We start from the raw sequence: 25,984 nt of genomic DNA, 5'->3' as shown, positions 1-25,984 counted from the left end.
GAGTTCAGGCATGACGGTCGCTCGACTGCAACGAATTTTGATTACCAATGATGACGGGATCGACGCCCCGGGTCTTGAGGCCCTTGAGGCTGTGGCTCGGGAACTGGCAGACGAGGTCTGGGTGGTCGCCCCGGACCATGACCAGAGCGGTATTTCCACCGCCATCAGCATCCATCACCCGTTGCGGGTGACTGCCCGTGGCGAGCGGCGTTTTTCGGTGTCCGGAACCCCGGCCGACTGTGTTGCGATGGCCTTGCAGCAGTTGATGGACAGCCCGCCGCAGCTATTGCTGTCCGGCATCAACAAAGGCGCCAATCTGGGGGTCGAAACCCTGTACTCCGGCACAGTGGGAGCGGCGATGACCGGCCTGTTGCTGGGCATCCCCTCCATTGCCCTGAGCCAGTACTTCACCCGTCGCGACTCGGTGCGCTGGGACACGGCCCGCACACTGGCGCCCGGGGTGATTCGCCAGTTGCTGGGCAAGGGCTGGGAGCAATCAGCGTGCCTGAACATCAACTTCCCGGACGTTGCGCCCGAGCAGGCCGGCCCCGTACAGATCACCCGCCAGGGCCATGGCCGTATGGACGGGGTAAGTGTGAACGAGCGCACGGACTTTCGCGAGTCCAGCTATTACTGGCTCAGTATTACCCGCCACCAGCACCCCGAAGCCGCCGATACAGAAACCCGGGTTGTCACCCAGGGCGGGATTTCGGTGACCCCACTGCAGTTCGATCGCACCGCCCAGGCCTTGCGCGAGCAACTGCAAGGGTAAGTCTGACGCTATGCCCAATGCGCCGGGTCATCGACGATGGCCTGGTGCTGATCAAGCACCTTCGGAATTTCCTGCTTGAGAAACTCGACCCAGGTTTTGACCTTGGCATCCAGAAAGCGTCGCGAGGGGTAAAGCGCGTAGATGCTTTTTTCGTGCAACCGGTATTGAGGCAACAGGCGCACCAGCGCACCGCGTTGATAGGAACCGACCGCCACGTAATCCGGCAACAGGCAAACCCCGAGTCCGGCTTCGGCGGCCTGGGCCATCGCTTCAGCCACATTGACCTGAAACACGCTGCCGGGGCGAATCGACTGTTCACCCTGGTCATCGCGGAAGGTCCAGCTGTCGGTAAACAGCGGGTCAACCAGATGCAGGCAGCGGTGCTGGTTGAGGTCGTCGGGAGTCTTGGGCGTGCCCTGGCTTTGCAGGTAGGACGGTGCCGCGCTGATGACGCTGAAGATACTCCCCAGTTGCTGACCGATCATTTCCGAGTCGGGCAGGTTGGCCGATAACGTGATCACCACGTCATGGCCTTCTTCAAGCAAGTCGGGTTGACGTTGAGACAGGGTCAGATCGACATCGACCTGCGGGTACAGCTGCGAATAACGGGCCACCAGTGGCGCCAGGAGCTGGATCCCCAGCCCGGTGGTGGACTGCACGCGTAAATGGCCGCGGGGAATCAGATGGGCACCGGCCGCTTCGGCATTTGCGTCCTCTATTTCGCCAAGAATCATTCGGCAGCGCTCAAGATAGCGCGCACCCACCTCCGTCAATGCCAGCCGCCGTGTGCTGCGCTGCAGCAGCCTGGCTTGCAGCGAGGATTCAAGTTCAGACAGCAAGCGCGAGGTTTGCGCTGTGGAATAGCCCAGCGCCTGAGCCGCAGCGGTAAAACTGCCTGTCTCGACCACACGGACAAACACCCGCATTGCCTGATAAATATCCATGCTGATTATTACCTCACACGTAATCGTGCTTTTTTGTGGCGGCAATAATTACACAGACCGTGAAAATATTCCGCCATCTGATAGCGCTACCCAAGGGCGCGTACAGGCAGTAATGGCTGCGGGCTGGATGCCCTGAAGCATGGCGGTGGGCGCAGGTGCGTCAGCAGTGGGACTGCTGCGATAGCGGGTAGAAAAGCAGTTGGCCAGGATCAGTATGATATTTCGTCGTAGGAGAAATCTGAAAATTAGCAGTGGCACATTATTGGAAGTGTGAAGTAAGTAATTTAATCGAAAAAAACGACAGCCAGTCTCTAGATAAACCTTGATTTCATTCTGGTATGTAGTTGATTCTAAAGCAGAGGGATCTTTTCTCTTAATAGGCTGTCAGACACTACGCTTATTTTTAAAGCGCAGTTAAGCGTTAATTGTCAAGAGGTGAACTCGCCAAGGAGTTCAGTTCACAGGGCGTATACTTTGAAAAAAACCGAGCAGCAGCGAACAGGCAACTCAAGCGCAGAGATCGATCTGTTGGACCTGTTTCATTCGTTCTGGCAGCAAAAAAAGTTGATCGCGGGAGCCATGGGCGCTGCCGGTTGTATTGCCCTGGGCTACGTCCTGTTGGCGCAGCCTGTCTATCAGGCCAGTTCCCTGTTGCGTCCTGCGGCCATCAACGAGCTTGATGCGCTTAACCGTTCGGATGTCTACACGCTTCCCCCTCGAGACGCGTTGCTCAAGATCGGTTCGGCACTGGAGTCCTACGACACTCGCTACAGTTACTTCCGCTCCCATGAAGAGTTGTTCAAGCCGCTGGCACGCAAAGGCCGTACGCTTGAGCAAAGTTTTGAGATTTTCAATCGTGATGCGATCACTCTGATCCAGCCCGATCCGAAGCAAGCGGCTTCATTGAGCCCGTATATCAAACTGGAAATTACCTATCCGGATACGCTCAATGGCGTTGAGATCCTCAACGGTTTTGTTGAATACGCTATCAATAGCCAGCGTGAGCAAATCAGTGCCGACCTGAAAGTCATCATCAATAACCGGCTCAGGGAGCTGGACGGAAAGATCAATGCTGCACGTTCAGCCTACCAGTCCGATAAAGAGGGTGAGATTGCTGCGCTGACCGAGTCAGACAAGGTCAAGTCGGCAAAACTCAAGGACGAATTAAAGGCCTTGCGCTTGCAGCTCAGAGCCGAACGCGATTCACGCATTGCGCAGTTGAACGAAGCCATTGCCATCGCCACCTCATTGGGTATCAGCCGTCCGACCACCCCCTCGTCGATGGGTGATGTGGCTCAAGGCGGGTCCTCCAATCTCATGCGCACTGAAATCACTTCACAGGCTACGCCGCTGTACTTCATGGGTACTCAGGCGCTGCAAGCAGAGCGCGCAGCCTTGCTCAAGCGCACCTCTGATGATTTTACGGACAAAAGAGTTTCGGAAATCGGCAAGGAACTGCAGCTGCTTGAGACCAACCGTCAGGTCGAAATGCTCGGCAGGCGTACCAACGAAGACCTGTTCCTGAAAAACATCGATCCGTTGCGCGCAGAAGTGGCACGTCTGGGCAATTTGAAAACCGATATGAGCCAACTTGGGCTGGTCAGTATTGACCGCCTGGCGCAAGCCCCGATTGATCCGATCAAGCCGAAAAAGGCCTTGATCATCGGACTGGGTCTGGCAGTGGGGCTGTTACTGGGGCTGACCATTGCAACGGCTCGATACCTCATGCAACGCCGCCGTGAACCTTGGCAGGGCAATCACTCAGACTAATACCGCTACCGATTTAACCTGTATCCAGAGGTTTTGCCCCGGATGCAGGTTCAACTGGTCACGGGAGTAGCGGGTGATACGGGCCAGCATTGCACAGCCATCCACATCCAGCCGCACCAGAACATGGGCCTGATTATCAGCCCCGGTTTCGCTGATGACGGTGGCCTGCAGGCTGTTGAGAATGCTGCTGTGCTCACTGGGATCCAGGCTCAGGCTGATGTCGCGGGCCTGTACCTTGAGCCGCAACGTCTGGCCGACTGCCAGCGGCCCATGGGCAACTCTCAGGTGTTGCGTGCTGCCTGGCAGTTGCAGGGTCAGCAGGTTGTAGTGCGCATCATAAGCAGCGACCCTGCCTTCGATCACCACCCCGGCGTCGTCATCCCGAGCAAGGGGTAGATCAAGCCTGGCCAGGGTTTCACCGATCGGACCACTGGCAAGCGCTTTGCCTTCACTGAGCAACACCATATGGTCAGCCAGACGTGCAACTTCGTCCTGGGAGTGGCTCACGTAGAGCACCGGAATATCCAGCTCGGCGTGCAGACGTTGCAGATAGGGCAGGATTTCACGCTTGCGCTGGCTGTCCAGAGCCGCCAGCGGCTCGTCCATCAGCAATAGCTTCGGGCTTGTCAGTAGCGCCCGGGCGATACCGACCCGCTGGCGTTCGCCGCCGGACAAATTATTGGGCGTGCGCTGCAGCAGGTGGGTAATGCCCAGCAATTCGGTGGCGTGGGCCAGGTCCACCCGCCGCTCATTGCGCGCAATGCGCCGCAGTCCGAACTCCAGATTGGCCAGCACCGACAGGTGCGGGAACAGGCTGGCTTCCTGAAAGATGTAACCCAGTGCGCGTTTATGTACCGGTACGAACAGATTGCTCTGGGTGTCCTGCCAGACTTCATCATTGATTTGCACAAAGGCCTGGCCGGCACGTTCAAGTCCGGCTATGCAGCGCAAACAGGTAGTTTTCCCCGAGCCGGAATGGCCATAGAGTGCCGTCACCCCCTTGCCGGGCAGTTGCAGGTCCAGGTCCAGGTCAAATCCCGGGTAACTGAGTTGCAGCCGGACATTTATCTGCGAGGTCATGCTCAACTCCAGCTTGCTTGAGATTTGCGGCTCGAGTACAGCGCCAGTAACACCAAAAACGAAAACACCAGCATTGCGCCAGCCAGCCAGTGTGCCTGTGCATACTCCAGGGCTTCGACGTGATCGTAGATCTGTACTGAAACCACCCGGGTTTTCTCGGGAATGTTGCCGCCAATCATCAAGACCACGCCAAATTCACCCACGGTGTGGGCAAAGCCCAAAATTGCAGCAGTGATAAAACCAGGTCGCGCCAGGGGCAGGACCACGCTAAAGAAGGTATCCCACGGATTGGCGCGCAAAGTGGCAGCCACCTCCAGTGGCCTGGGGCCAATGGCCGTAAATGCGTTCTGCAAAGGCTGTACGACAAAGGGCATGGAGTAGATGACCGAGCCTATCACCAGGCCTGCGAAGCTGAAGGTCAGGGTGCCAAGGCCGATGGCCTGGGTGAACTGGCCCACATAACCATGGGGCCCCATCGCCAGTAGCAGATAGAAGCCGATCACGGTGGGTGGCAATACCAGAGGCAGGGCGACAATTGCCCCGATCGCCCCCCGTAACCGTGACCGGGTATGGGCCAGCCACAGTGCAATGGGAGTGCCGATCAGAAGCAAAATGACCGTGGTCAGTGACGCCAGTTTCAGGGTCAGCCAGATTGCGGCGAAGTCAGCACTCGAGAGCGTCATTTACAGTTGATAACCGTAGGATTTGATAATGGCCTCGGCTTTCGGTCCTTTCAGGTACTCGGTCAGGGCCTTGGCGGCGGGGTTGTTCTCGCCTTTCTTGAGAATCACTGCGTCTTGCTTGATCGGATCGTGCATGGTCTCGGGGATGATCCACGCAGAGCCATGACTGACTTTGCCGTCTTTAAAGATTTGCGACAGGGCGACAAAACCCAGCTCGGCATTACCTGTGGACACGAACTGATAAGCCTGGGTGATGTTCTGGCCTTCAACAATCTTGTCCTTGACCTTGTCGGTCAGGCCCAGTTTAGCCAGCACTTGTGTTGCTGCCAGGCCGTAAGGTGCCGCTTTCGGGTTGGCAATGGACAAATGCTTGAACTGGTTTTTTTCCAGCACCTTGCCTGCATCATCGACATAGCCGTCCTTGGCAGACCACAAGGCCAGAGTGCCAATGGCATAGGTGAAACGGGAGCCAGGAACTATGTCGCCTTCTTTTTCGAGTTTCTCGGGGGTGCTGTCATCGGCCGCCAGAAAAACTTCGAACGGAGCACCGTTTTTAATCTGGGTATAGAACTGTCCGGTGGCACCATACGCGGCAATCAACTTGTGCCCGGTGTCTTTTTCAAATTCGCTGGCAATAGCCTGAATCGGTGCGGTGAAGTTGGCTGCCACCGCCACCTGCACTTCATCGGCCTGGACGCCGGTGACAGCGAGACACCCGATCAGTGCAGCAAGTGCGCCGGGGGTAAAGGATCGAACGCGTACATTCATGACGAAACTCCGTTAGAGGCGAGGGCGGCCCATCTTTATTGAGTTGTATCGGGCGCTAGGAAGATAAACGGTATATAAAAAAATACATAGCGTTTTGCTGTCTGGCGCAGTGCCCCGTGACTCAGCCTGCCTTGCGCAGAGTGATATTTATGCGTTGTTCTCCCAATACCGGGTGCTGCCCCGGCTGGATTGGCAGCACACCGTGGTAGCGCAGGCGGTCAACGCCACCCCAGACCACGATGTCACCATGAAATAAGGAAATGCGTTGTGCCGGGTCGCTGCGCTCAAAGCCGCCAAACTGAAAAACAGCCGGCAACCCCAAAGAGATCGAGACAATGGGCGCTTCAAGGGAACGTTCGTTTTTGTCCTGATGCAGAGACATTTTTGCCCCGGGGACGTAGCAATTGATCAGGCAGGCATCGGGGACGAAATGTTCAAAGCCTGCTGCGCCTGCGGCCGCTTCGGCCAGCGCGAGGAAGGTGTCGGGCATGGCAGGCCAGGGCTGCTTGCGCAACGGGTCGACCGGGCTGTAACTGTAGCCATTGCAATCACTGGTCCAGCCCAATTCGCCACAGCTGCTCAAGCGCGCCGACATGGTGAAACCGCCGGGCGTCTGCATGTGCCGAAAAGGTGACTGGATCAAGACGCCGGCCAGAGCCTGCAAGAGTGCCTCGGCCCACGGCAAGGCAAACCCGCGAAGCACAAACCCCTGCTCGCTGATGCTTTGCAGTCGGGCGGGTTGCTGCAGGTCCTCGTCAGCAAACAGGTCGAGAGTCATTGGTTAAAGCGGCTTGCTCGCTTTGACATCAGTGATCTTGTCGTCCGAGCCAGCGTGAATGATTTCAAGCGCTGCGCGGGCTTCTTCATCGGAGCCGGTGGGTAGCTGTGCAAACTCGAAACGACGCTCGCCGTTGAGTTTGTACTTGATCACGTATTTAGTGGTGTTACGCGTAGTGTCCACAATATTTCCTGTCTTTGAAGGCCGGGGATGTCAGGCTTAGCGGAGTTTGGAGCTGGAGCGACGCACGATCTTGATCGTAGGCTGGAAGCTTGGCTTGCGGGTCACGCTAATCGCCCGGCTGGTAACGGTATCAATGGTGATGTTCCAGAAGCCGGTGCTGGGTGTCGTGATTCTGGCCGGGAAATCCTTGAATGCGCCGCCGTGGTAGGAGTGACGGCCACCATTTTTGAAGCTGCGGAAATGTGCGTCGCTCATCAGGCGAATATTGCAGGGTTGAGAGCACTCGATGACGACAATGTCGTCTTCGTTAAGGTGCTCGCGCTGGTGAATAAATTTCATGGGGGCTCCAAGGGGAGGGCTTTAGCTGAAAAATCAGCAAGATAGCATGTGCTTTAGTCCAAAAAGGAGACTAAAGCCGCATATTATGCCTCGATGCAGACAAGTCTGACGCAAAACGCGGATAATTCGCCACAATTGAATATTTATTCCCTGTGGCCGGGGAGAAAACCTGGAGATCCACTGTCGTAGGATCTTTAACGGAGGAAATGTATGAAGCGGGGCGTTCTGTTGGCAATGCTGGTTTTGGGTGGCTGTGCATCAGTCACGGATATAGAACAGACGCTGCCCACCATGAGTGTGATATCAGGCAAGAAGCCTGATGCGTACGCTCAGTGCCTGGTACAACAACTGTCCAGTACTCGAAGGGCGCCACAAATTGAGCCGCATAAAGAAGGTTTACGAATCATCGTCCCGCAAAAGCTGACGTCGAATCCTACAGCCGTGATTGATATTGAAGAGCGTTCCGGCGGCAGCAGCATCAAGGTCTATGAAAGCATGTCCAACGTGCCGGTGCGTCCGGGAGATATCCGCAAAGCCGCAACCCATTGTATTTCTGGTTGATCGCTGGCAATCCGGGCCCACTGTCCCCTCTGTAAAACCTGACGGCTGCTGCTTGCGGTGTCAGGTTTTTTTGTGCCCGGGATTAAACCCGGTGCAAGTGCAGAGGGCGTTCAGACAGCAAGCCGGGGCTTGGCGTTAGCGGCAGGTTAGTGCTGTGGGCCCAAAGTCTGTCCTGAGTAAACTACTTGCACACCACCACAATATTTCGGCTGTTGAAATTGCCCACATCTACGCCCAAGGTTTTCTGACTATTGTCCGCCACCGGTGAGCCGTCAGTTCCCACAATGCTGTAGCCGGTCCCGGCACAGGAGGCGTCAGCCTTTTCGTAGCACTTGGCCCAGGACATGGCCTCGCCAGAACAGTCTATGCTCAGTCCTTGCTTGCCATCCACCAGATAGGTGCTGGATGCAGTGGCACAGCCGCCAAGAACCAATAGTGCAAGAAGCGTCAGGGGCTTATTCATCAGGGTCAGTCTTCGAGAGTTAGGGGTCAGGATTTATTGTTGCGTCGACGGGCTGCGGGTGCTGGCTGATCCTGGAGTACAGAGGCAACCTCTACTGCGGCCTGTTCCGACTCAAAAGGACCGGCGACTTGCTCGTCAGCCGAGTCGGTAATCCACCATTGATTCGGGCTGACATTTTTTATCAGGTAACCGTTGATGCTGTTTGTTGTGGCGGACATGGTGCAGTGGCCTTGTTGGCGGGGGAATGGGCGTAATAATAGCGCTTATTCAGGGCTTAAAGCTCGAGTAATGCCAGTTTGCCCACACTGCTTCAGAGCCCGTGCGGGCTGGTCCACAGGTCATGTGGAGCAGTGGCGATTAGAAAAACAGGCAATAAGTGAACTAACTGGCGCAAATTTTCTCTATGTTGGCATCAGTTTGCTATCGGGAGGCATTGTAAGCTCGAAGCCGCCTGATTAGACTGCGCCAAAATTCGAACGTACAGCCCTTTTAAGGACTCATATGATCAAGAAATGCTTGTTCCCAGCAGCCGGTTACGGCACTCGCTTTTTGCCAGCGACCAAAGCCATGCCTAAAGAAATGCTGCCGGTGGTGAACAAGCCACTGATCCAGTACGGGGTTGAAGAAGCACTGGACGCTGGCCTGAACGAAATCTCCATCGTGACCGGACGTGGCAAGCGCGCACTGGAAGACCACTTCGATATCAGCTACGAGCTGGAAAACCAGATCAAGGGCACAGATAAAGAAAAGTACCTGGTCGGTATCCGTCGCCTGCTGAGCGAATGTTCTTTCTCTTACACCCGTCAAACCGAAATGAAAGGCCTGGGTCACGCGATTCTGACCGGCCGCCCGCTGATCGGCGACGAACCCTTTGCCGTAGTACTGGCGGACGACCTGTGCGTCAACCTGGAAGGCGACGGTGTTCTGACGCAAATGGTCAAGCTGTACAACCAGTATCGCTGCACCATCATTGCGATCCAGGAAGTTGATCCCCAGGAAACCAACAAGTACGGCGTTATCGCTGGCGACCTGATTGGCGACGATCTGTACCGCGTGCGTAACATGGTTGAAAAACCGGCGCCCGAAGATGCTCCTTCGAACCTGGCCATTATCGGTCGCTACATCCTGACTCCGGATATTTTCGAACTGATCAAACAGACCGAGCCGGGTAAAGGTGGCGAGATCCAGATCACCGACGCCTTGATGAAACAGGCGCAAAACGGTTGCGTAATTGCCTACAAATTCAAAGGCAAGCGTTTCGACTGCGGTGGTGCTGAAGGCTATATCGAAGCAACCAACTTCTGCTTCGAGAACTTCTACAAAACGGGCAAAGCTTACTAACAGAGCCCGTCTGTAACGTTTCAAGAGAAAGCCACCTGCGGGTGGTTTTTTCGTTTTTTTACATTCGTCAGCACCGGTGCTGGTCAATCGCGCTGAAGTGATTATGCTGATGAGCTGCCCAGGAGATAGAAATGGCCTACGAATTTGATTTGTTTGTAATTGGTGCGGGATCCGGCGGTGTGCGCGCGGCCCGTTTTGCTGCAGGTTTCGGTGCCAAAGTCGCGGTAGCGGAAAGCCGCTATTTGGGCGGTACGTGCGTCAACGTCGGGTGTGTACCCAAAAAGCTGCTGGTCTACGGCGCACATTTTTCCGAGGATTTCGAACAGGCTTCGGGGTTTGGCTGGAGCCTGGGCGAGGCGAAGTTTGACTGGCCAACCCTGATCGCCAACAAGGACCGCGAGATTCATCGTCTCAATGGCATCTACCGCAACCTGCTGGTCAACAGTGGCGTGACCCTGCTCGAAGGCCACGCCAGACTGACCGGTCCCAACGAAGTGGAGGTCAACGGTCAGCGCCACACCGCCAAGAACATACTGATTGCTACCGGTGGCTGGCCGCAGATCCCTGAAATCCCGGGTCACGAACACGCGATCAGCTCCAACGAAGCGTTCTTTCTTAAAGAGTTGCCAAAGCGTGTACTGGTCGTGGGCGGTGGTTACATTGCGGTGGAGTTTGCCGGGATTTTCCACGGGCTGGGCGCCACGACTTCGTTGCTGTATCGCGGCGAGATGTTCTTGCGCGGTTTCGACGGAGCGGTGCGCAAGCATCTGCACCAAGAGTTGATCAAGCGCGGGATGGACGTGCAATTCAACGCCGATATTGCCCGTATCGACAAGCAGGCGGATGGCAGCCTCAAAGCCACCCTCAAAGATGGCCGCGAGCTGGTTGCCGATTGCGTGTTCTATGCCACCGGACGTCGTCCGATGCTCGATAACCTGGGGCTGGAGAACACCGGGGTCAAACTCGACGAGCGCGGTTTTGTTGAAGTGGACGAGCTGTACCAAAGCGCCGAGCCATCGATTCTGGCGATTGGCGACGTGATTGGCCGGGTACAGTTGACGCCGGTTGCACTGGCCGAAGGCATGGCCGTGGCACGGCGTCTGTTCAAGCCTGAGCAGTACCGCCCAGTGGACTACAAGATGATCCCGACTGCGGTGTTCAGCTTGCCGAATATCGGCACCGTGGGCTTGAGCGAAGAGCAGGCGATTGAAGACGGGCACCAGGTGCGGATTTTCGAGAGCAGCTTCCGGCCGATGAAACTGACCCTCACAGAGTGCCAGGAACGCACACTGATGAAGCTGGTGGTTGATGCCGACAACGATAAAGTGCTGGGCTGCCACATGGTCGGGCCAGAGGCGGGGGAGATCGTCCAGGGCCTGGCAATTGCCTTGAAGGCCGGTGCCACCAAGCAGCATTTCGACGAAACCATCGGCGTGCACCCGACCGCAGCCGAAGAGTTCGTGACCATGCGTACCCCGGCCAAAGGTTAAGAGCCGGCTCCCACACCGGCCTGTAGGAGCGAGCTTGCTCGCGATGGCCGCGACGCGGTTTACCTGATGAACCGCGTTATCCGTATCGCCGGCAAGCCGGCTCCCACAATAAAAACAGCATGCCCAACCCCGGCCTGTACCTGTAGGAGCGAGCTTGCTCGCGATGGCGGCGATGCGGTTTACCTGAAAAACTGCGTTATCCGTACCCGCATCGCCGGCAAGCCGGCTCCCACAACAAAAACAACATGCCCAACCCCGGCCTATACCTGTAGGAGCGAGCTTGCTCGCGATGGCCGCGACGCGGTTTACCTGAAGAACCGCGTTATCCGCATCGCCGGCAAGCCGGCTCCCACAACAAAGACAGCATTCCCAACCCCGGCCTGTACCTGTAGGAGCGAGCTTGCTCGCGATGGCGGTGACGCGGTTTACATGATGAATCGCGTTACCCGCATCGCCGGCAAGCCGGCTCCCACACCAAAAACAGCATGCTCAACTCCGGCCTGTACCTGTAGGAGCGAGCTTGCTCGCGATGGCCGCGACGCGGTTTACCTGAAGAGCCGCGTTATCCGTATCGCCGGCAAGCCGGCTCCCACAACAAAAAACAGCATGCCCAACCCCGGCCTATACCTGTAGGAGCGAGCTTGCTCGCGATGGCGGTGACGCGGTTTACATGATGAACCGCGTTACCCGCATCGCCGGCAAGCCGGCTCTCACAACTAAAACAGCATGCTCAACCCCGGGCTGTACCTGTAGGAGCGAGCTTGCTCGCGATGGCGGCGACGCGGTTTACATGAAGAACCGCGTTATCCGTATCGCCGGCAAGCCGGCTCCCACAACAAAAACAGCATGCCCAACTCCGGCCTGTAGGAGCGAGCTTGCTCGCGATGGCGGCGACGCGGTTTACATGATGAACCGCGTTATCCGCATCGCCGGCAAGCCAGCTCCCACAACAAAAAAGAGCATGCGCATCAGCTATCTGAAGTCCGCATACGGTATCAACGGTTGCACCGGCATCGGCAAGTTGCCCTGCCAGGTGTCAAACGTATACCGCAGGTAGAGCATCGCCCGGCTTGGGGCGTAGCCTTCACTGTGTTGATAGAGCAAGCCACCGCCCAGCACCAGATTGTCCGTCAGCCGGCGTTCTACCAGGCCCTGCAGGCGAATGCCGATGCCATTGCTGTTGCCTCCCGACGTCTCTCCCAGCCCTTCCGATAGCTCGTAGCCGGCCTGATCCACTGCGTGCAGAAGCTTGTCGTTCAGCCCGCTCAGAGGGTAGAGGTCGTTGGACTTGGTTTGGGCGTACGACCAGCCCACCGAGCTTTCCAGGGATACCGACCAGTTGGGCGTACGAAAGGCGTAGTTGAGCGGTACGCCGATGGAGAAGTATTGCTGGGGACTGTAATACCCGCCCTGGCCCAGGGTGTATTCGCTCAGGTCTTTGTCGTAGCTCCAGTACATCACGGTCAGACCGGTGCGCATGCGTTCATCGGCGCGCTCCACCAGGCGATAGTAATAGCCCGCCATGGCGGTGTTCTTGTGGTTGTCTTCGACATTCTTGCCAACCAGCCAATGCTGCCCAAGACTGGCCCACACGCCGTCAACACCGCCTTCGTCGTGGCTCAGGCTCAGGGTTACGCCGTTAGAGGTCACACCCCCCCAAGTCACGCCCGTATTGGGGTCGGTCGCACCGGAGTACGACAGGATCGAGTTGCTCAAAGGCCGGCGCGATCCGGTCAGCGTCCAGCCCACTGAGCCGATCTTGCTGCTGTAGGCCACGCCGCCGAGCCAGTTAGGCACTTTGAACGTATCCGGCGTGCGGCCGATATCAACGTTCCATGTCTCATTTTTCCAGCCAGCCGCCAGCATGGTGCCATTGGCCGATTGCGAGCGGTCCTCACAGCCCGAGAAGTCCGGTCCGTCGGTGCCTTTGCGCCTTACGGCTACCCCGCAGGTGCCATAGTTCTCACGGACAAGACCGTCCGGGTCGGCTTTGAAAGCCCCGGCATCCATGTTGATCTGCTCGGCCCGCATAAAGCCGGTGCCATCGGCAATCGGTAAATCCAGTTACAGGATGGTGGTCCGGGTGTCCGTATCCGAGGTGCCCTGGGAGGCATTGTCCGAGCGCCAGCCGTAATCAGTGTACAGATGCAGCGTCGGATTTTGTCGCTGGTACAGTTCATCCACGTCACTGCGCAGGCTGCTCGCCAGCCATTGGTCATCGTCTTTTTCACGACTGGCTATGGTCATGGCGCGATCGTCCCGCGGGCTGGCCTGCTGCGCGGGCAGCAACCCGGCACCGGCCATGCTTTTGGCGTAATAGTCCAGGGCTTGCTGCGGCTCAGTCGCGGAGATCAGGCGCGCTGCATCGCGGTACATCAACGGGTCGGCCTGGGGCGTCTTCAGCAGCTCGGCGTACATGGCCCGGGCTTTCCCCGGCTCACCCACGTCGGACCAGGCGTTGGCCACCCGGCGTTGCTGCGCAGGGGTCAAGACCACGCCCGGAGCCGGCTTGAACTGTGCCAACTGCTGACGGGCCGGGGCCAGTTGCTTACTGGCAATCAGGCTCTCGATTTGTCCCAACTGCGCATTGATGTCGCCAGGTTCATTCTTCAGCACCTGGCTGTACAGCTTTTGCGCCTGGGTAAAGTCGCCGCGTTCCTGGGCCCATCTGCCAACGGTCATCAGGTCGTCGTTGTCGGGTTTTTGCATCAGCAGGGCAATCGCCTGGGGCTCCTGGCCGGCTGCGCGCAGACTGTCGGCCCGGGCCACCAGCACGTTGCGCTGCAAGCGCGCATCGAGCTGAACCATGTCGTCAGTCCATTGCGCCCTGGGCAACAGTTCCAGCGTGCTCAAGGCACTGGCATCGCGCTCGGTGCTCGACAGGTAAAGCGCGTAAGCGTAAAGCGCCTGCGGATTTTTGCCCTGGCGCTGCATCAACTGTTTGAAACTGGCGTCGGCGGCGCCCGGTTGATTGATTTCGCGCTGGGCATTGGCCAGGCGATAAGTCAGCCAGGGTTCATCAGGGGTCAAGTTGCGGATTTTGCTCAGCAGCGCCACCACTTGGGGCCAGTCCTTGCGCTCAGCGGCGGCATCGGCCTGGCGGTTGAGCTCGTCCAGCTCCAGGCTTTGGCGCAACCCGGCGAATTCCCTTTGACTGGCAGGGGGCAGGCTATTGAGGAAGGCCTTGGCCTTGTCCGGTGACTGGGCGGTATACAGGCGCACCAGAGCGCGCACCGCACTGCCATTGCCGGGTTCCAGGCGACGGGCCTGCAGCAGCAGGGCTTCAGCCTGGATATCATCGTGTCCGGCACGGGCAACGCTGGCCAGCCCGATCAGCGGGTCGGCATCCGCAGGTTTGGCTTTGCGCGCTTGTTGGTAAGCGTTGCGGGCAGCGACCAGGTTGTTCTGCTCCAGGGCCTTGTCGCCTTGACTGAGCAGCATCCGATAACGGCTGGCGTCCATCAGGTCTTGCCATTTGCTGATATTGGACGTGTCCTGATCCTTGGTCCGCGCGGTGGCGAAATTGGCACTGGACTCCTGATAGCGGCCCTGGCGAAACAGGGCCATACCCAATGCTCCGTAGAGCGTCGGGTCCTCGGGATATTGCTTGATGGCACGGCGCAGCAGACCTTCGGCGGCCACAGGGTTACGGGACTGATCAATCATCTGCTTGCCCTGTGCGCCTGCTTGCCAGGCCGGATCACCAAGCAAATGCTGTTGGGTCTGCAGATTTTTGCTGGCTTCGCCAAGCAGCGGGGAGGCCGGGTACCGATTGACAAAAGCCTGCCAGGCCTGGGCGGTAGAGCGATTCACGGGCTGGCCATTGAGGTACTGGTATTCGCGCTCGGCGGCGGAGTTGCTGGCCAGCGGGTCGGTTGACAGTTGATGCAGCACCACCAGCGCTTCAGGTGCCCGATTCTCACGGAACAGCAAATCGGCCAGGGTTTGGCGCAGCCCCACGTTACCCGGGTACTGGCTATCCAGTGCGCGCAGTTGTTCGATCACCCTGGGCCGTTGGCCGGGGATATTGCTGCGAATACGCAGATATTCCAGTGAGGTGGCGAAATCCGGAGGCGCATTGCCAAACAGTTGCTCGAAAATGGTGGCAGCTTCTTCCGGGCGGCCTGCGGCGGCAAACAGGCGGGCCTGCTGCAGGGCTTTCTGGCTTTGCGGGTCTTGCAGTTTCATCAGGCTCTGGGCCTGGCGCAGCGCTGGCGAGTCGGGCGCGATGCTTTGCAATTGTGCAAGGCGCTGGTTTGCCAGCCCCGGGTTTTTGTCCAGCAAGGCCTGGCGGATCGAGGCCACCAGCGCTTGGGGATTGTTCGGTGCGATCAGGCTCAGGCGCGCCAATGAGTCGCGCACCAGATCTTCGCGGTACAAGGCTTCACCGATCCGCACCTGCTCCAGCAACCACTGTTGCTGATCCTGCACGCTGACTGGCTGGGCCATGGCCGCAGTGGAAAAACCGCTGAGCAATAACGCCCATGTCGTTAATTTTTGCATGTGTTCGCCCACGCAGGACTGAGCCGACCATCCTTGTCAAAGCGATAGCGTTGTTGATCCCAGCCCTGGCCGAACAACAGCAACGACTGGTTGTAATAAGCATCGGCCGCGGGCGGGTCTTGCTGCACGCGAGCCTGCTGGACCGCCAGCGCCGGTGAATCGGCGCTGGCGAGCAGCGGTAACAGGGCCCCTGAGAAACCCACCGGACCGGTGCCGGTGTAGGTGCCGGTTATGGCATCTACGCTCTCTGGCGGATAACCCAGGGTCCGGGTCAGATTGACCATGGGGGCAAAGTGCTGTTGCAGGGTCTGGCGATTGGTCGCGTCCGGGGCCAGCATGCCGAGCCACAGGTAGACGCGGATCGCATCGTAGTCCCCCGCGCTGCCATCCTTGGGGTCCGGGGCCCAGCCGCCTGCGGCTTGCCACAGCAGCCAGTCAGGGGCAAAACCCTTGGGCGAACCTTCGATCAGCAGACGTTGCTGATTGCTTGCCAGCTCGGCCCAGATAGGTGAGATCTGGGCAAAGCGGGCCAGCAGTTGGGGCGGCATATAGCTGGGGTTCAGGCGCCAGCCTTGATCGCTGTCAAATCCCACATCACCGGGCAGTAGCATCAGGCCCAGCCCGGGTAACGTGCGCAGGCTTTGGGCGGCGCTGCGCCAGAGCATGTTTTGCCCTTGCGCGATATAAGCCGGCCACTGCCACAGCCGCCCGGCCTCCAGCAAGCTGTAGGCAATCCACAGGTCGGAATCGCTGGCGTTGTTGCTATCCAGCACTTGCCATTTGCCGCTCTTGGACTGTCCCCACTGCCACGCGGGCAGATGCTTATCAAGATTGCCCTGGGCCAGGTTGTTGCGGGTCCAGTCGAGAATTTTTGCGAAACCTTGCCGGTCGTTACCCACCAGGGCAAAAAACAGCCCGTAGCTTTGCCCCTCGGAGGTGGTGATCAGCTGCGCCGAGGAGCTATCGATAATGCGTCCGTCGGCGCTCATCATCGCCTTCTTGTAACTGTCCCAGGCGGGCCAGTTACAGGTAGCAGCGCTCACCACCTGGGGCAAGGCGCCGAGGGTCACGGACAGGGCCAGTGCAGCAAGGCGTCCCATGGTCTCAGTCATCCTTGTGCAGGCGACGGTTGGCTGCCCAGCTCAGGGCCCGCCACAGCAGGAAGGCTGTCAGCAGAACGCTGATGACCGCCAGTACCGCCAGCAACACCGGGTGCTCGGACAGTTGATACCACAGCAGCAGGTACCACGGCAGATTACCCACGTAGTACTGGTCACCCACCAGTTGGCTATAAACCCCGCTGCTGCGAATCAGCGCAACAGAGCCTGCCACTGCATCCAGTTTGCCGCTGTCGCCGATGGCATCACGCAGCAGGTTGTAGTCGGCGTCGTCATTGCCCAGCAGTGCAACGATGCTGCGCTGGTCATGGTGCGGTGACTGCATGCCCAGAATGGCTGCAATCGGTGCCTGGGCCGTGACCTCTGTGCGGTTGGCCGGTTTGTTGCGCTGATCAGGCGACGGGCCGCGGCGATTGTTGGCATCGATGGCGGAATTGCCATAAGGCTGTACCAGCATGTCGCGCTGGCGTTGCAGCAACAGGCTCAGGTCCGGATTGTCGCGCATCTCCGGTGCCATTTGCCCCAGCAACAGCAGATCAGCGTCTTCTTTGGCTGCCGCCTGCCAGTCATCGCTCAGGCGCAAACCGAAGGCCGGATAGCCGGAGCGGGCAGAAATCCCGGCCACGGCTTCAAGCAGGGTACTGATCTGGGTAGGAGTGGTCTTGGCCGGCACCACCACGATCGATTCCGACATGTCGGCCATGCGGCTGAACGGGAAACCGCTGCGGGCGAAGGCCTTGAGGTCTGGCATGCTGATGTAGTGGTGGTAGCCGGACAGGTCGATGGTCGAGTCTTCATCGATGATGGCCTGGGTGTTGGCCGGCAGTATGGTCTGGCAACGATCACGCTGGGCGCTGCCCATGGTACTGGCGAAGTTGAAGTCGAAACGCAGGCGGTTGCGGTCGCCAATTTTCAGCGAAGGTACCACCAGCTTGTCATTGGCATTGGCCGTGTCGTTGGACAGCACCGCCAGACGCAGTTCTTCAAGGCTGCTGGTGTCTTTGCGGACCAAAGGCAGGCTGGTGATGAACTGTTCGTTGAGGCTGATGTTCAGGCGCGAATCATCATTGGCCGACGGTGCGGTGTAACGGTATTGGGTGCGCAACGGAATGCCCTGGTTGCGCCACACAAACAGGTCGGGTGGCAGGTTCACATCCAGGGTGATCGGCCGCGGTTGCAATCCGCTTACTTGCAGCTGCTGCGGGTAGCTGATCAGCTCGGCGAAGCGCACCGGGCGGTCGGTACGCATCCAGGCCGGGGCATCGTAAGGTTTGCGGGGCTGCAGTTCTTCGACCTTGTCGATGGTCACGCGAGAGCCGCGCAGCAGGTTGCCGCCCAGAGCGAGGGCCTTGGCCGCGGTGGCCAGGTCTTCTTCGTTACGGCCCATGATCAGCAGGATTTTGCTGTAAGGCGCATCCGGGTGGTCAATCAGCTCGACCACAGGCGCGGTCACGGCCGGGAATTTTTCCAGGTCGCTCATGAACGCCGGGCGGTGATCATTGGTGGCAAACACCACCGAAGGCTGAGTGGCTTCCTTGTTTTGTACGCTTGGCAAAGCGTCATACAGCACCGGGAAACTGGCGCCGCGCCAGTTGGACTGGCTGCCGAAGTACGACGCCAGAATGGCGGCGGCTTTCTGTTCGCCCAGGGTCGGGTTGGCAGCGAATACAAACGGCAGTTCAAGTTTGCCGCTGTTGCGTGGATCAAAGAACGGCAGCGGGAAAAAAGCCAGATCGTTGGTCAGGCTCAGCGCCTGCTCTTGCAGGGTGATGCTGCTGGAACGGCTGATATTGACCCACAGGGTGCTGTTGGCCGGGTCTTCGCAGATATCGGTGTAGTGGCCGATAAACTCCAGGCGAACCCGGTTGAAGTCCGAAATCAGGCGCGGATCAAGGGCCATCTGCTGAGTGGTTTTACGCCCCAGTTGATCCTTGTCGATGGGTAGCACCCCCATCAGCACATCATTGAGGTACACCCGGATATGGGAGACGGTCGGGATCAGCGAGGGCGAGGGGGTGTACTCCAGTTGCAGGCGGGCATCGCTGGCAATCCGGTCGCGGCGCAGGGTGAACTCCACTTGCTCCGAGTTGTTGATCCCCAGCAGCAGGGTGTCGGTGGCACGCCCCAGCTGTTCAAAGGTGCGGGTCACCGTCCAGCTCGGCAATGGCTGGAGCGAGTCCTCCACGGGCGGCTTGGGCAGCGGCGCAGGCGAGCTGCCCGGCAATGGCAGCGGTGCAGACATCAGCTGTGAGGCGAAGGTCATTAGCGCAAGGCTGGCGAAAAAAGCTTTTTTGGAAAATCGACTCATGATCTGCTCACTGGCCGGGAGATAAGAGGGGTGGACGCTTTGGGCATGCGCGGCAAAAAGCTGCCCAGCCACTGAAGAACTCGCATGAACGGACGCGCAAGCGTGCGCACCCAGGCAGGCAGGTATTGGTAAAGGCGGTAATAGCCTTTGGCGCCCAGGGCGAGAATTTCTCTCAGGCTCTGGATCGGCTTGTCGGCTTCGAATCCGCTGTTGTGATCGAGCCAGGCATCGGCCCGGCCAAAGGTGCACTGGACGAACTCGATTTTCTGTTCGGGCGCCAACCCGGCGAAGCTCAAACCCATAAACATGTCGTGGGAGCGGGTCAGGCTGCCGGTGAATACAAACTCGCGGTTGCCGCGCTGCAGAATCAGTGACACCAGGGTGCCGACCGGCAATTGCAGGGGCTGAATGAGCTGCAGGCCGACCCCGCCATCGGAGTAGTCCACCAGTTCACAGGGGTAGCAGTGGCCGTCGCTGAGTCTGATCGCCCCCGGCAACCGGGTCTGCACCCGATGGGTGTGACGCACCTGGCGCACTTCAGCAGCCACGGCCACGGCAGCACCGATGATCAGCAGGTTGTAAATCACCCACAGCACGCTGACGAAAATAGTGAAAATCTCGTCTTTGGGCCCGTAAAACAGGCGCCATACCGCAAAGCCGAGGCCGAGTACGTTGAGCAGCGACAGCACCAGGTAAGGTTTGGCGGTCTGCCAGTCGAACTGGTTCTCCTCCATCATGCCGCCCTTGGCGGTGACGTTGAACTTGCCCCGGGACGGGCTGAACAAGGCCACGGTGGTCGGCCGTGCGATGTACCAGGCCAGCACGGTCTCGTACACCTCGCCCCAGAATGTCTGGCGATAGGCGCCTTGCATCCGTGAGTTGGTCAGGCTGGCATGGATCATGTGCGGCAATACGTAGAGCAGGATCATCAGCGCCGGGGCGTAAATGATGTAGGCGTGCAGCAGCAGAAAGGCCAGCGGCGCAGTGAGGAACACGATCCGCGGCAGCCCCACCAGAAAGTGCATCATGGCGTTGGTGTAGCAAATACGCTGGAAGAGGGTCAGGCCTTTGCCCAGCAGCGGGTTGTCGGTGCGGAAAATCTGCACCATGCCCCGTGCCCAGCGGATCCGCTGGCCGATATGGGCCGACAGGCTTTCAGTGGCCAGGCCGGCAGCCTGGGGGATGCGCAAGTAGGCCGAGTTCCAGCCGTTGCGATGCAGGCGCAGAGCGGTGTGGGCATCTTCGGTGACGGTTTCGACGGCAAAGCCACCGATCGAGTCGATCGCGCTACGCCGGACGATGGCGCAAGAGCCGCAGAAGAACGCGGCGTTCCACATATCGTTACCGTCCTGGATCAAGCCGTAAAACAGCTCGCCTTCGTTGGGGCGGTTGCGGAAAGTCCCGAGGTTGCGCTCGAACGGGTCCGGTGACAGGAAGTGGTGCGGTGTTTGCACCAGTGCCAGTTTCGGGTCGCGCAGAAACCAGCCCACGGTCAATTGCAGGAAGGAGCGGGCAGGCATGTGGTCGCAGTCAAAAATCGCTACCAGCTCGCCGTCGATCTGGGTCAGGGCATGGTTCAGGTTGCCGGCCTTGGCGTGGCGGTTGTCGGTCCGGGCGATATAGTTGATGCCCGCTTCCTCGGCGAACTGTTTGAAGCTTGGACGGTTGCCGTCATCGAGCAGGTGAATGCGCAACTTGTCCTTGGGCCAGTCGATACCCAGCGCGGCATACACCGTGCCGCGGGTCACCGAGAGCTCTTCGTTGTAGGTAGGTATCAGCAGGTCGACCGTAGGCCACAGGCTGGTATCGCGTGGCAATTGCGCCGGCTGGCGATTGAGCGGCCAGGAGGTCTGAACGTAGCCCAGAATCAGCACCAGCCAGGAGTAGGTTTCTGCCAGCAGCAAAATAAGGCCGCATACCAGATCCAGGGAGTCGTTCCAGTTCAGGGTCGAGGTGTAGCGCCACCACAGGTAGCGGCACGAGATGATCACTGAAAGGGCAATCATCAACAGCGTCGGGAAGCGCCCCGGTATACGCCGCACCAGCATCGCTATGCCCCACAGCAAGATAACGAACACCAGTTGTGCCAGATACCCGAAGGGTTCGGTCACGCAGATAATGATCAATACCGCTGCCAGCACGCCAATGGCGATGTACAGCGCCTTGCGCAGGGGCCAGCCCATGGTGTTCCAGCGGCGCGTGCTTTTAATCACTTGCGGGCTGATCGCCGTAGGCAACCGCACAAAGGCATTGGACAGCAGGTTCCAGGGCTGCTGCACAATCCTCAGCAAGGCCTGCAGCAGCGAGCGCACATACTTGCCTGGCGAGCGGCGGCCCCGGCTCTGCTCGGCCGGGCGCACCAGCAGCAGCCACAGGCTCTGGATCGCATAGCGCAGCGGGTCGCCAATGCTCGCGGACTTGTCCGCCAGATGCGGGTACAGACGTCGGTGCTGTGCGCGCAGGGCTTTCCAGCTGGGGGATTCGAGGCGCAGGAAAATCCAGCCGAGCGCCTGAAGCGAAGCCAGAACAAAGGCCGTGAAACGGCTGCAGTTTTGTTCACGGCGCAAATAGGTATAGGGAAACCAGCGCTCTGTCATTCAAGCCTCCGGCCACGCAGCAGGCACCAACTGGCAAGGCTGAGGATGTCCTGGGCGATCAGGCTGCCCGGGGCATAACGGCCTGCCGGTTCGCGCCGGGCCAGGGCTTCGCCCACGGCTTCATCGCTATGCAGGCTGACCGGCAGCAGGTAGCGGGCATAGCGATATTGCCAGATCAGCACCAGGTCACGTTGTAACTGGCTGGCCGCGTCATAGCGATTGACCAGCAACAAGGGCCCATGGCTTAGCTGTGGCTGCAACAGTACATGGCAAGCCGCATCGGCATTGATTACGGTGATTGCGATCTCGCAGTGCGGGTTAGCCGCATGTCCCGGCAAGCGTTGCGGCAGATCGAACAAGATCCAGTCAAAGGCCTCGGCCAGCTCTGCCTGGCGCTGCTTCCAGAGTTCGGGGTCGGCCAGCAGCAAGGCATCGAGCTGCAGGTATTCGTCAGTGCTCAACTGACCATAGGGCAGTACACAGAGCCCGGGCTCAACGGTCCATGCCTGCTGGTGCCAGGGTTGCTGGTCCAGGGTGGCCCGCGCCCAGCCCTCAGGCGGGCCGAGCTTGAGGTTGAAGTGCAAGCCGAGGGTGTTTTCCGGGCACATGTCGACCATCAGGACTTTTTGTCCCAGCTGGTGCAGTGCGTAACCCAGTGCCGCCAGGGTGGAGCTGGTGCCCACTCCGCCACGCACGCCATGCAGGCTCACGCAGATCATGGGTTCGGCTCCGCGGGCAAGTCCTGGGTGTTCGCCCTTTGCAGCTCTTCGACATGGGCCAGCAGCGGCCACCGTTCAAAGGCTTGCAGCAACTCCATCTGCGCCGAGACGTCGACATAATTGAGCGACGGCAAGTCGATCATCGATTTGAGGCGGGCGATGTCATCGGCGCGCTCTTTGCGCGAAAGGATGTCGGCGCTTATTTGAGCTTCTGTGGGTAAGGTAGCCATCCACCGTTCTCCTTGATTCGCACATAAGGCTTGCCGTTGTAGTCCAGCACAACAGTCCCAGAGTTTTCCGATACTTTCGCGGTCTGCGGCAGGTCAGTCAGCAGTTTTGTCCAGTCCACTGTCTGGCCATTACTGAGGGCCGGGTCGGCATACAGGCGGGCAATGATTTCGGCAACGGCCAGATAGCTGCTTGGCTCGGTGATATGCACCGGTGCGGTCTGCCCGTTATCGCCCATATTGATCAGCTTGATGCCGACCGGAACGTGGGTGATGGAGTCACTGGGGATTTCGCGCATGCCGGCAATCTGCATCCGGTCGCCATGCAGGGCTGCACCGTGCTCAGGCACGATGGCCACAACCACCCGACGGCCACTTTTTTGCAGCTCTTTAAGGAACGAATTCAAATCATCGAGCAAAAGCTGGGCCCGGCTGCTGTAGTCGGCTGCCTGGGTGCCGCCATCGGACTGCACCTGACGGTTACCGTCGTGCAGGGTGGTGGTGTTGTAGAACAGCGCCATATTCGGCTGCTTTTCGTTCAGGCGGTGTTGCCACCATTTGCTCAGCACATCGCGGTCGCGCCAGATCGGCGAGCCATCGAAGCCGACATAGGTGCGTGGCAGGCCAGCCGGAACAACCCCCAGCGCCGGCTGTGGCAATTCACCCTGTTCACGGACTTCCTGGAGAAAGCCGTCGAACTCGCCGGTGTGGTTCAGCATCAACTCATCCGAGAAACCCAGCTTGCGCAGGTCATCAAACAGCAGGCACTGATCGGCCGGTGGCTTGTACAGCTGAGCGTGGGATGTCTGGCCGCAACTGGCGCGTAACAGGCGGATCGCTGCCGGGCCGCTGTAGGCTGTAGCCGAGTTGAAGTTGTCGAAAATCACATCCATCTGGCTGAACCGCGAGTTATCACGCAAGCCCACGGCATCCAGGTCGTCCCAGGCCATGGAGCAGATATTGATCACCAGCAGGTCAAACGGCGGTGGCTTGACGGCGGGGTCCTTGAATTCGACCTTGCGGCTTGATTCAGCAAGATAGAATTTGTCCAGATAGCCATTGAGCGTCGCATCGTCCGGTTCACCGCCGCTGCCGGCCTGAGCGGTCTGGCCGGGCTGGGTGCTGGCCATTTGCTGATCGGCGGCAGGGGGCAGCAGCCATTGCAGGCTGCCCATGCTCAACCAGGCAAAGCCCAGCAGGGTGAAGGTGGTCAGGCGCAGCCACTGGCTGAGAAACAGATAGCCGACCACCAGCAACAGCAACATGGCACACACTTGCCAGTCGATGAAACGCCCGAGCAATTCAACGATGTAGTCGAAAGAGAAATCCAGTACCCCGGGTTGCGCCAGCAAACGGCTGAACGGCGGGAACCAGGTGTCTTGGTACAGCAGTGCCACAGCCACCGGGATTGCTATCAGGGTGCGTGCGCGGCGCAGCATTGGATGGCCGATGGGGATCAACAACACCAGGGCGAAGATCAGGTTGGGCAATACCTGGAAGTTCAGGTGACCGGTCCAGGTCAGCAGGAATTTGCCGAGGAAATACACATTCCAGGCTCCCAGGCCGCGCCAGGAGCCGGAAATCTTGTGCGCCGGGGAGGCAGGCTTAGACAGACTCATCGGGCGCTCTCAAAGAAGGGCTGGCAGGTGCACGACGTCGAACGCCGCGGGATTTCAGATAGCGGGGTGACAGGTACTGTTCGAAGTGATCCTTCAAGTACCTGCGGATGCGCTGTGCGAACAGTGTCAGCAGCACGGTTACCACGCAGGTCAGGACAATCACATCAATCAGGTCAAGGAACGTCATGCTTGTGGCTCACGAATGGGCAACGTGGTGCGTTGCGGTGTTAACGGCATGCGGCTACCGGCAGCAGGTGTCGCCATTACGGTGTTTTCAATCGGAATACTCAGGTGGGCAGGTACTGATCCGGCCTGCATAAAAGCGTCCTGCGGCAGATCATCGGGGCCGGTGAGCACCTGACGCTGGAGAAACATGTCACGCCATGGCAGGCGGCAGATATTTCCCAGGGCCGGGTCCAGGCCATCGGCACGGCAGGCGAACAGAAACAGATACAGGTCTTCATCCAGTACGCAGGCAAAGTCACCGTAGCGGCGCAGGCACATCTGGTTCAGGAACAGTTCTTCGGCCAGCCCGGGAACCGGTTGAAACCGGACCAGTTGGTGGGTGACTTCACCGGAACTGTCGTTATAAATCTGCTCCACGGTTTCGAAGAATTCCCGCGGGCTTACCAGACCGCGAATCTGCGGTGGCCGCTGGCGTTCCAGCAGCGTTGCAAAGTCGCTGTTCTGGCTGTATTGCCAGCGCTGGCCCTGAACACTTTCGATCATGCTGAGGAATCTTGAGAGCAGGGTGCCGTCCGGAACAATCAGGTTGGCCCCGCAGGCCAGCAGCAGTCGCTCGTCGCGATAGCGCACGGCGGGTTCCATTTCCCGCACTACGATCTTCAGTGTCGGGCCGCACTGTTCCCGCAGGTCGTGCAGTTGTTAGGCCAGATCGAGCAGCTGGTGGCTGTTGTCGATCCCGACAATGACTGTGGCCTGTCTGGCGTTGCGGGCTTCTGCAAGCAATGCTTCGCGGCTTTCAAACAGATACCAGTGTTTTGACAGTGATGGCGTGCCTTCCAGCACGGCGCGTTCGGCCAGGTACAGGTGCTGGTCGTCACCGACCCGTGGCTGCACGTCGACTGCGGTATCGGGGATCAGGGTAAGGGCATTGTCCTGGATCGCGAGTTTGAACTCCTGACCTGCCGTTACCCCCATATGGTTGTGCCAGAAGTGCAGTTGGTAACGCATGACACCGTTATGGCGATACAGGCGACCCAGGCCGGACAATGTCTCGTTGAGTTGCAGCAGTTGCGCATGCAGGAGCGGCGCCTCGCCGTGGGTAATCACCAGCAAGGTTGCATCGCGCAACTGCAGCCACTCGTGCAGACGCTGACACCAGCGTTGCAACTGTTTTGCGGTGGTGGTTTCAGCCCAGCAGCTGGCAGGTAGCAGCAAGGTAATCTGACTGCCGGCAGCGACACCGATGCGGCCCATATCCCGGGTCAGCGTGGCGAGCCCTTGCTCGACTTTGGCGAGGGGGATCTCGAACTGCCGGAGTTTGTCGGGGCCCAGATCGGCCGCCATTGTGCCGGTGATACTTTGCACCGCGTCCGCACAGCAAATCAGGGTCGCAGGTACATGCTCGGGAATCGCTTCAAGAAACTGTCGGGCCAGCAGCCTTGCATCAGCCTGTTGATCGACCGCGACCCAATACAAGCCACCGGTGCGCAACACGATCTGTTGATCAAGCAATCCACGGATAGCCAAGCTGATAT

The 25,984-nt window shown here is 59.0% G+C and carries 22 protein-coding genes and 2 pseudogenes; 6 read left to right on the top strand and 18 right to left on the bottom strand.

All coding sequences use genetic code 11. The features are described 5' to 3' along the window. Positions 1–10: 10 nt before the first annotated feature. Positions 11–772: a 5'/3'-nucleotidase SurE gene (gene surE / locus EQV90_RS17185; RefSeq protein ID WP_003445754.1), complete on the top strand. Its 762-nt coding sequence runs from the start codon at positions 11–13 to the stop codon at positions 770–772. 8 nt (positions 773–780) lie between these two features. Here the strand turns inward: surE and EQV90_RS17180 are convergent, their stop codons facing one another. Beyond that, positions 781–1,716: a LysR family transcriptional regulator gene (locus EQV90_RS17180; protein ID WP_003445752.1), complete on the bottom strand. Its 936-nt coding sequence runs from the start codon at positions 1,714–1,716 to the stop codon at positions 781–783. A gap of 474 nt (positions 1,717–2,190) precedes the next feature. Here EQV90_RS17180 and EQV90_RS17175 point away from each other — a divergent pair, with 474 nt between their 5' ends. Continuing rightward, the gene (locus tag EQV90_RS17175) at positions 2,191–3,486 is read left to right on the top strand and encodes a Wzz/FepE/Etk N-terminal domain-containing protein (protein ID WP_003445751.1); all 1,296 of its coding nucleotides are present in this window, start codon (positions 2,191–2,193) and stop codon (positions 3,484–3,486) included. Here EQV90_RS17175 and modC read toward each other — a convergent pair. The 6 genes from modC to EQV90_RS17145 all read right to left on the bottom strand — a co-directional run bounded on the left by modC (position 3,478) and on the right by EQV90_RS17145 (position 7,317). Beyond that, complete coding sequence (gene modC / locus EQV90_RS17170; RefSeq protein WP_127195360.1) at positions 3,478–4,566, bottom strand: molybdenum ABC transporter ATP-binding protein; 1,089 nt, start codon at positions 4,564–4,566, stop codon at positions 3,478–3,480. The genes EQV90_RS17175 and modC overlap by 9 nt on opposite strands. Positions 4,567–4,568: 2 nt before the next feature. Further along, a complete protein-coding gene (gene modB, locus EQV90_RS17165; RefSeq protein WP_240878460.1) occupies positions 4,569–5,249 on the bottom strand; it encodes a molybdate ABC transporter permease subunit in 681 nt (226 codons plus the stop codon). Continuing rightward, the gene (gene modA / locus EQV90_RS17160) at positions 5,250–6,017 is read right to left on the bottom strand and encodes a molybdate ABC transporter substrate-binding protein (protein ID WP_203008659.1); all 768 of its coding nucleotides are present in this window, start codon (positions 6,015–6,017) and stop codon (positions 5,250–5,252) included. A 121-nt stretch (positions 6,018–6,138) separates the two neighbouring features. Beyond that, a complete protein-coding gene (gene alkB / locus EQV90_RS17155; protein WP_003445732.1) occupies positions 6,139–6,795 on the bottom strand; it encodes a DNA oxidative demethylase AlkB in 657 nt (218 codons plus the stop codon). 3 nt (positions 6,796–6,798) lie between these two features. Further along, a complete protein-coding gene (locus EQV90_RS17150) occupies positions 6,799–6,978 on the bottom strand; it encodes a hypothetical protein (RefSeq protein ID WP_003445731.1) in 180 nt (59 codons plus the stop codon). A 36-nt stretch (positions 6,979–7,014) separates the two neighbouring features. Then, positions 7,015–7,317: a DUF1883 domain-containing protein gene (locus EQV90_RS17145; protein WP_240878459.1), complete on the bottom strand. Its 303-nt coding sequence runs from the start codon at positions 7,315–7,317 to the stop codon at positions 7,015–7,017. A 210-nt stretch (positions 7,318–7,527) separates the two neighbouring features. On the opposite strand from EQV90_RS17145, the gene EQV90_RS17140 reads away from it, so the two are divergent. Further along, positions 7,528–7,878, top strand: coding sequence for a hypothetical protein (locus EQV90_RS17140; RefSeq protein ID WP_003445727.1), 351 nt, complete (start codon positions 7,528–7,530; stop codon positions 7,876–7,878). Between the two features lie 181 nt (positions 7,879–8,059). On the opposite strand, the gene EQV90_RS17135 is transcribed toward EQV90_RS17140, so the two are convergent. Both EQV90_RS17135 and EQV90_RS17130 read right to left on the bottom strand, forming a co-directional pair. Beyond that, positions 8,060–8,341, bottom strand: coding sequence for a hypothetical protein (locus EQV90_RS17135; protein WP_003445711.1), 282 nt, complete (start codon positions 8,339–8,341; stop codon positions 8,060–8,062). A gap of 26 nt (positions 8,342–8,367) precedes the next feature. Next, a complete protein-coding gene (locus EQV90_RS17130) occupies positions 8,368–8,559 on the bottom strand; it encodes a hypothetical protein (RefSeq protein ID WP_081481317.1) in 192 nt (63 codons plus the stop codon). A 283-nt stretch (positions 8,560–8,842) separates the two neighbouring features. Here EQV90_RS17130 and galU point away from each other — a divergent pair, with 283 nt between their 5' ends. The 3 genes from galU (at position 8,843) to EQV90_RS17115 (ending at position 11,805) form a co-directional block, all read left to right on the top strand. Beyond that, complete coding sequence (gene galU, locus EQV90_RS17125; protein ID WP_003445709.1) at positions 8,843–9,682, top strand: UTP--glucose-1-phosphate uridylyltransferase GalU; 840 nt, start codon at positions 8,843–8,845, stop codon at positions 9,680–9,682. A gap of 131 nt (positions 9,683–9,813) precedes the next feature. Further along, the gene (gorA, locus tag EQV90_RS17120; RefSeq protein ID WP_240878458.1) at positions 9,814–11,172 is read left to right on the top strand and encodes a glutathione-disulfide reductase; all 1,359 of its coding nucleotides are present in this window, start codon (positions 9,814–9,816) and stop codon (positions 11,170–11,172) included. 66 nt (positions 11,173–11,238) lie between these two features. Beyond that, a complete protein-coding gene (locus EQV90_RS17115; protein ID WP_240878457.1) occupies positions 11,239–11,805 on the top strand; it encodes a hypothetical protein in 567 nt (188 codons plus the stop codon). Positions 11,806–12,144: 339 nt separating this feature from the next. On the opposite strand, the pseudogene bcsC reads toward EQV90_RS17115, so the two are convergent. From bcsC to bcsE, 9 genes and pseudogenes are all read right to left on the bottom strand, one after another. Next, a pseudogene (bcsC, locus tag EQV90_RS17110) lies at positions 12,145–15,675 on the bottom strand (cellulose synthase complex outer membrane protein BcsC). Further along, complete coding sequence (bcsZ, locus tag EQV90_RS17105; RefSeq protein ID WP_160627734.1) at positions 15,663–16,775, bottom strand: cellulose synthase complex periplasmic endoglucanase BcsZ; 1,113 nt, start codon at positions 16,773–16,775, stop codon at positions 15,663–15,665. The pseudogene bcsC and the gene bcsZ overlap by 13 nt, the downstream one beginning before the upstream one ends. A 4-nt stretch (positions 16,776–16,779) precedes the next feature. Then, positions 16,780–19,101 carry a cellulose biosynthesis cyclic di-GMP-binding regulatory protein BcsB gene (bcsB, locus tag EQV90_RS17100; protein ID WP_003445691.1) on the bottom strand — a complete coding sequence of 774 codons (2,322 nt, stop codon included), beginning with the start codon at positions 19,099–19,101 and terminating at the stop codon, positions 16,780–16,782. After that, a complete protein-coding gene (gene bcsA / locus EQV90_RS17095) occupies positions 19,098–21,698 on the bottom strand; it encodes a UDP-forming cellulose synthase catalytic subunit (RefSeq protein WP_160627730.1) in 2,601 nt (866 codons plus the stop codon). Before bcsA ends, bcsB begins: the two co-directional genes overlap by 4 nt. Further along, complete coding sequence (bcsQ, locus tag EQV90_RS17090; protein ID WP_003445686.1) at positions 21,695–22,417, bottom strand: cellulose biosynthesis protein BcsQ; 723 nt, start codon at positions 22,415–22,417, stop codon at positions 21,695–21,697. The genes bcsA and bcsQ overlap by 4 nt, the downstream gene beginning before the upstream one ends. Beyond that, positions 22,414–22,647 (bottom strand): cellulose biosynthesis protein BcsR, encoded by a 234-nt coding sequence (bcsR, locus tag EQV90_RS17085; RefSeq protein ID WP_003445683.1) that lies wholly within the window; start codon positions 22,645–22,647, stop codon positions 22,414–22,416. The genes bcsQ and bcsR overlap by 4 nt, the downstream gene beginning before the upstream one ends. After that, positions 22,617–24,263 (bottom strand): cellulose biosynthesis protein BcsG, encoded by a 1,647-nt coding sequence (bcsG, locus tag EQV90_RS17080; protein WP_240878456.1) that lies wholly within the window; start codon positions 24,261–24,263, stop codon positions 22,617–22,619. Before bcsG ends, bcsR begins: the two co-directional genes overlap by 31 nt. Then, entirely contained in the window at positions 24,250–24,450 is a 201-nt protein-coding gene (gene bcsF, locus EQV90_RS17075) for a cellulose biosynthesis protein BcsF (RefSeq protein ID WP_003445678.1), read from the bottom strand. The genes bcsG and bcsF overlap by 14 nt, the downstream gene beginning before the upstream one ends. Next, positions 24,447–25,976: pseudogene (gene bcsE / locus EQV90_RS17070) on the bottom strand (cellulose biosynthesis protein BcsE). The gene bcsF and the pseudogene bcsE overlap by 4 nt, the downstream one beginning before the upstream one ends. Positions 25,977–25,984: the final 8 nt, after the last annotated feature.

The sequence above is a fragment of the Pseudomonas sp. TMW22089 genome (assembly GCF_022496645.1).
Taxonomy (GTDB): Bacteria; Pseudomonadota; Gammaproteobacteria; order Pseudomonadales; family Pseudomonadaceae; genus Aquipseudomonas; species Aquipseudomonas paraversuta.
Note: the sequence above shows the minus strand (reverse complement) of the source record. Positions and strands in the feature narration are given on the sequence as shown.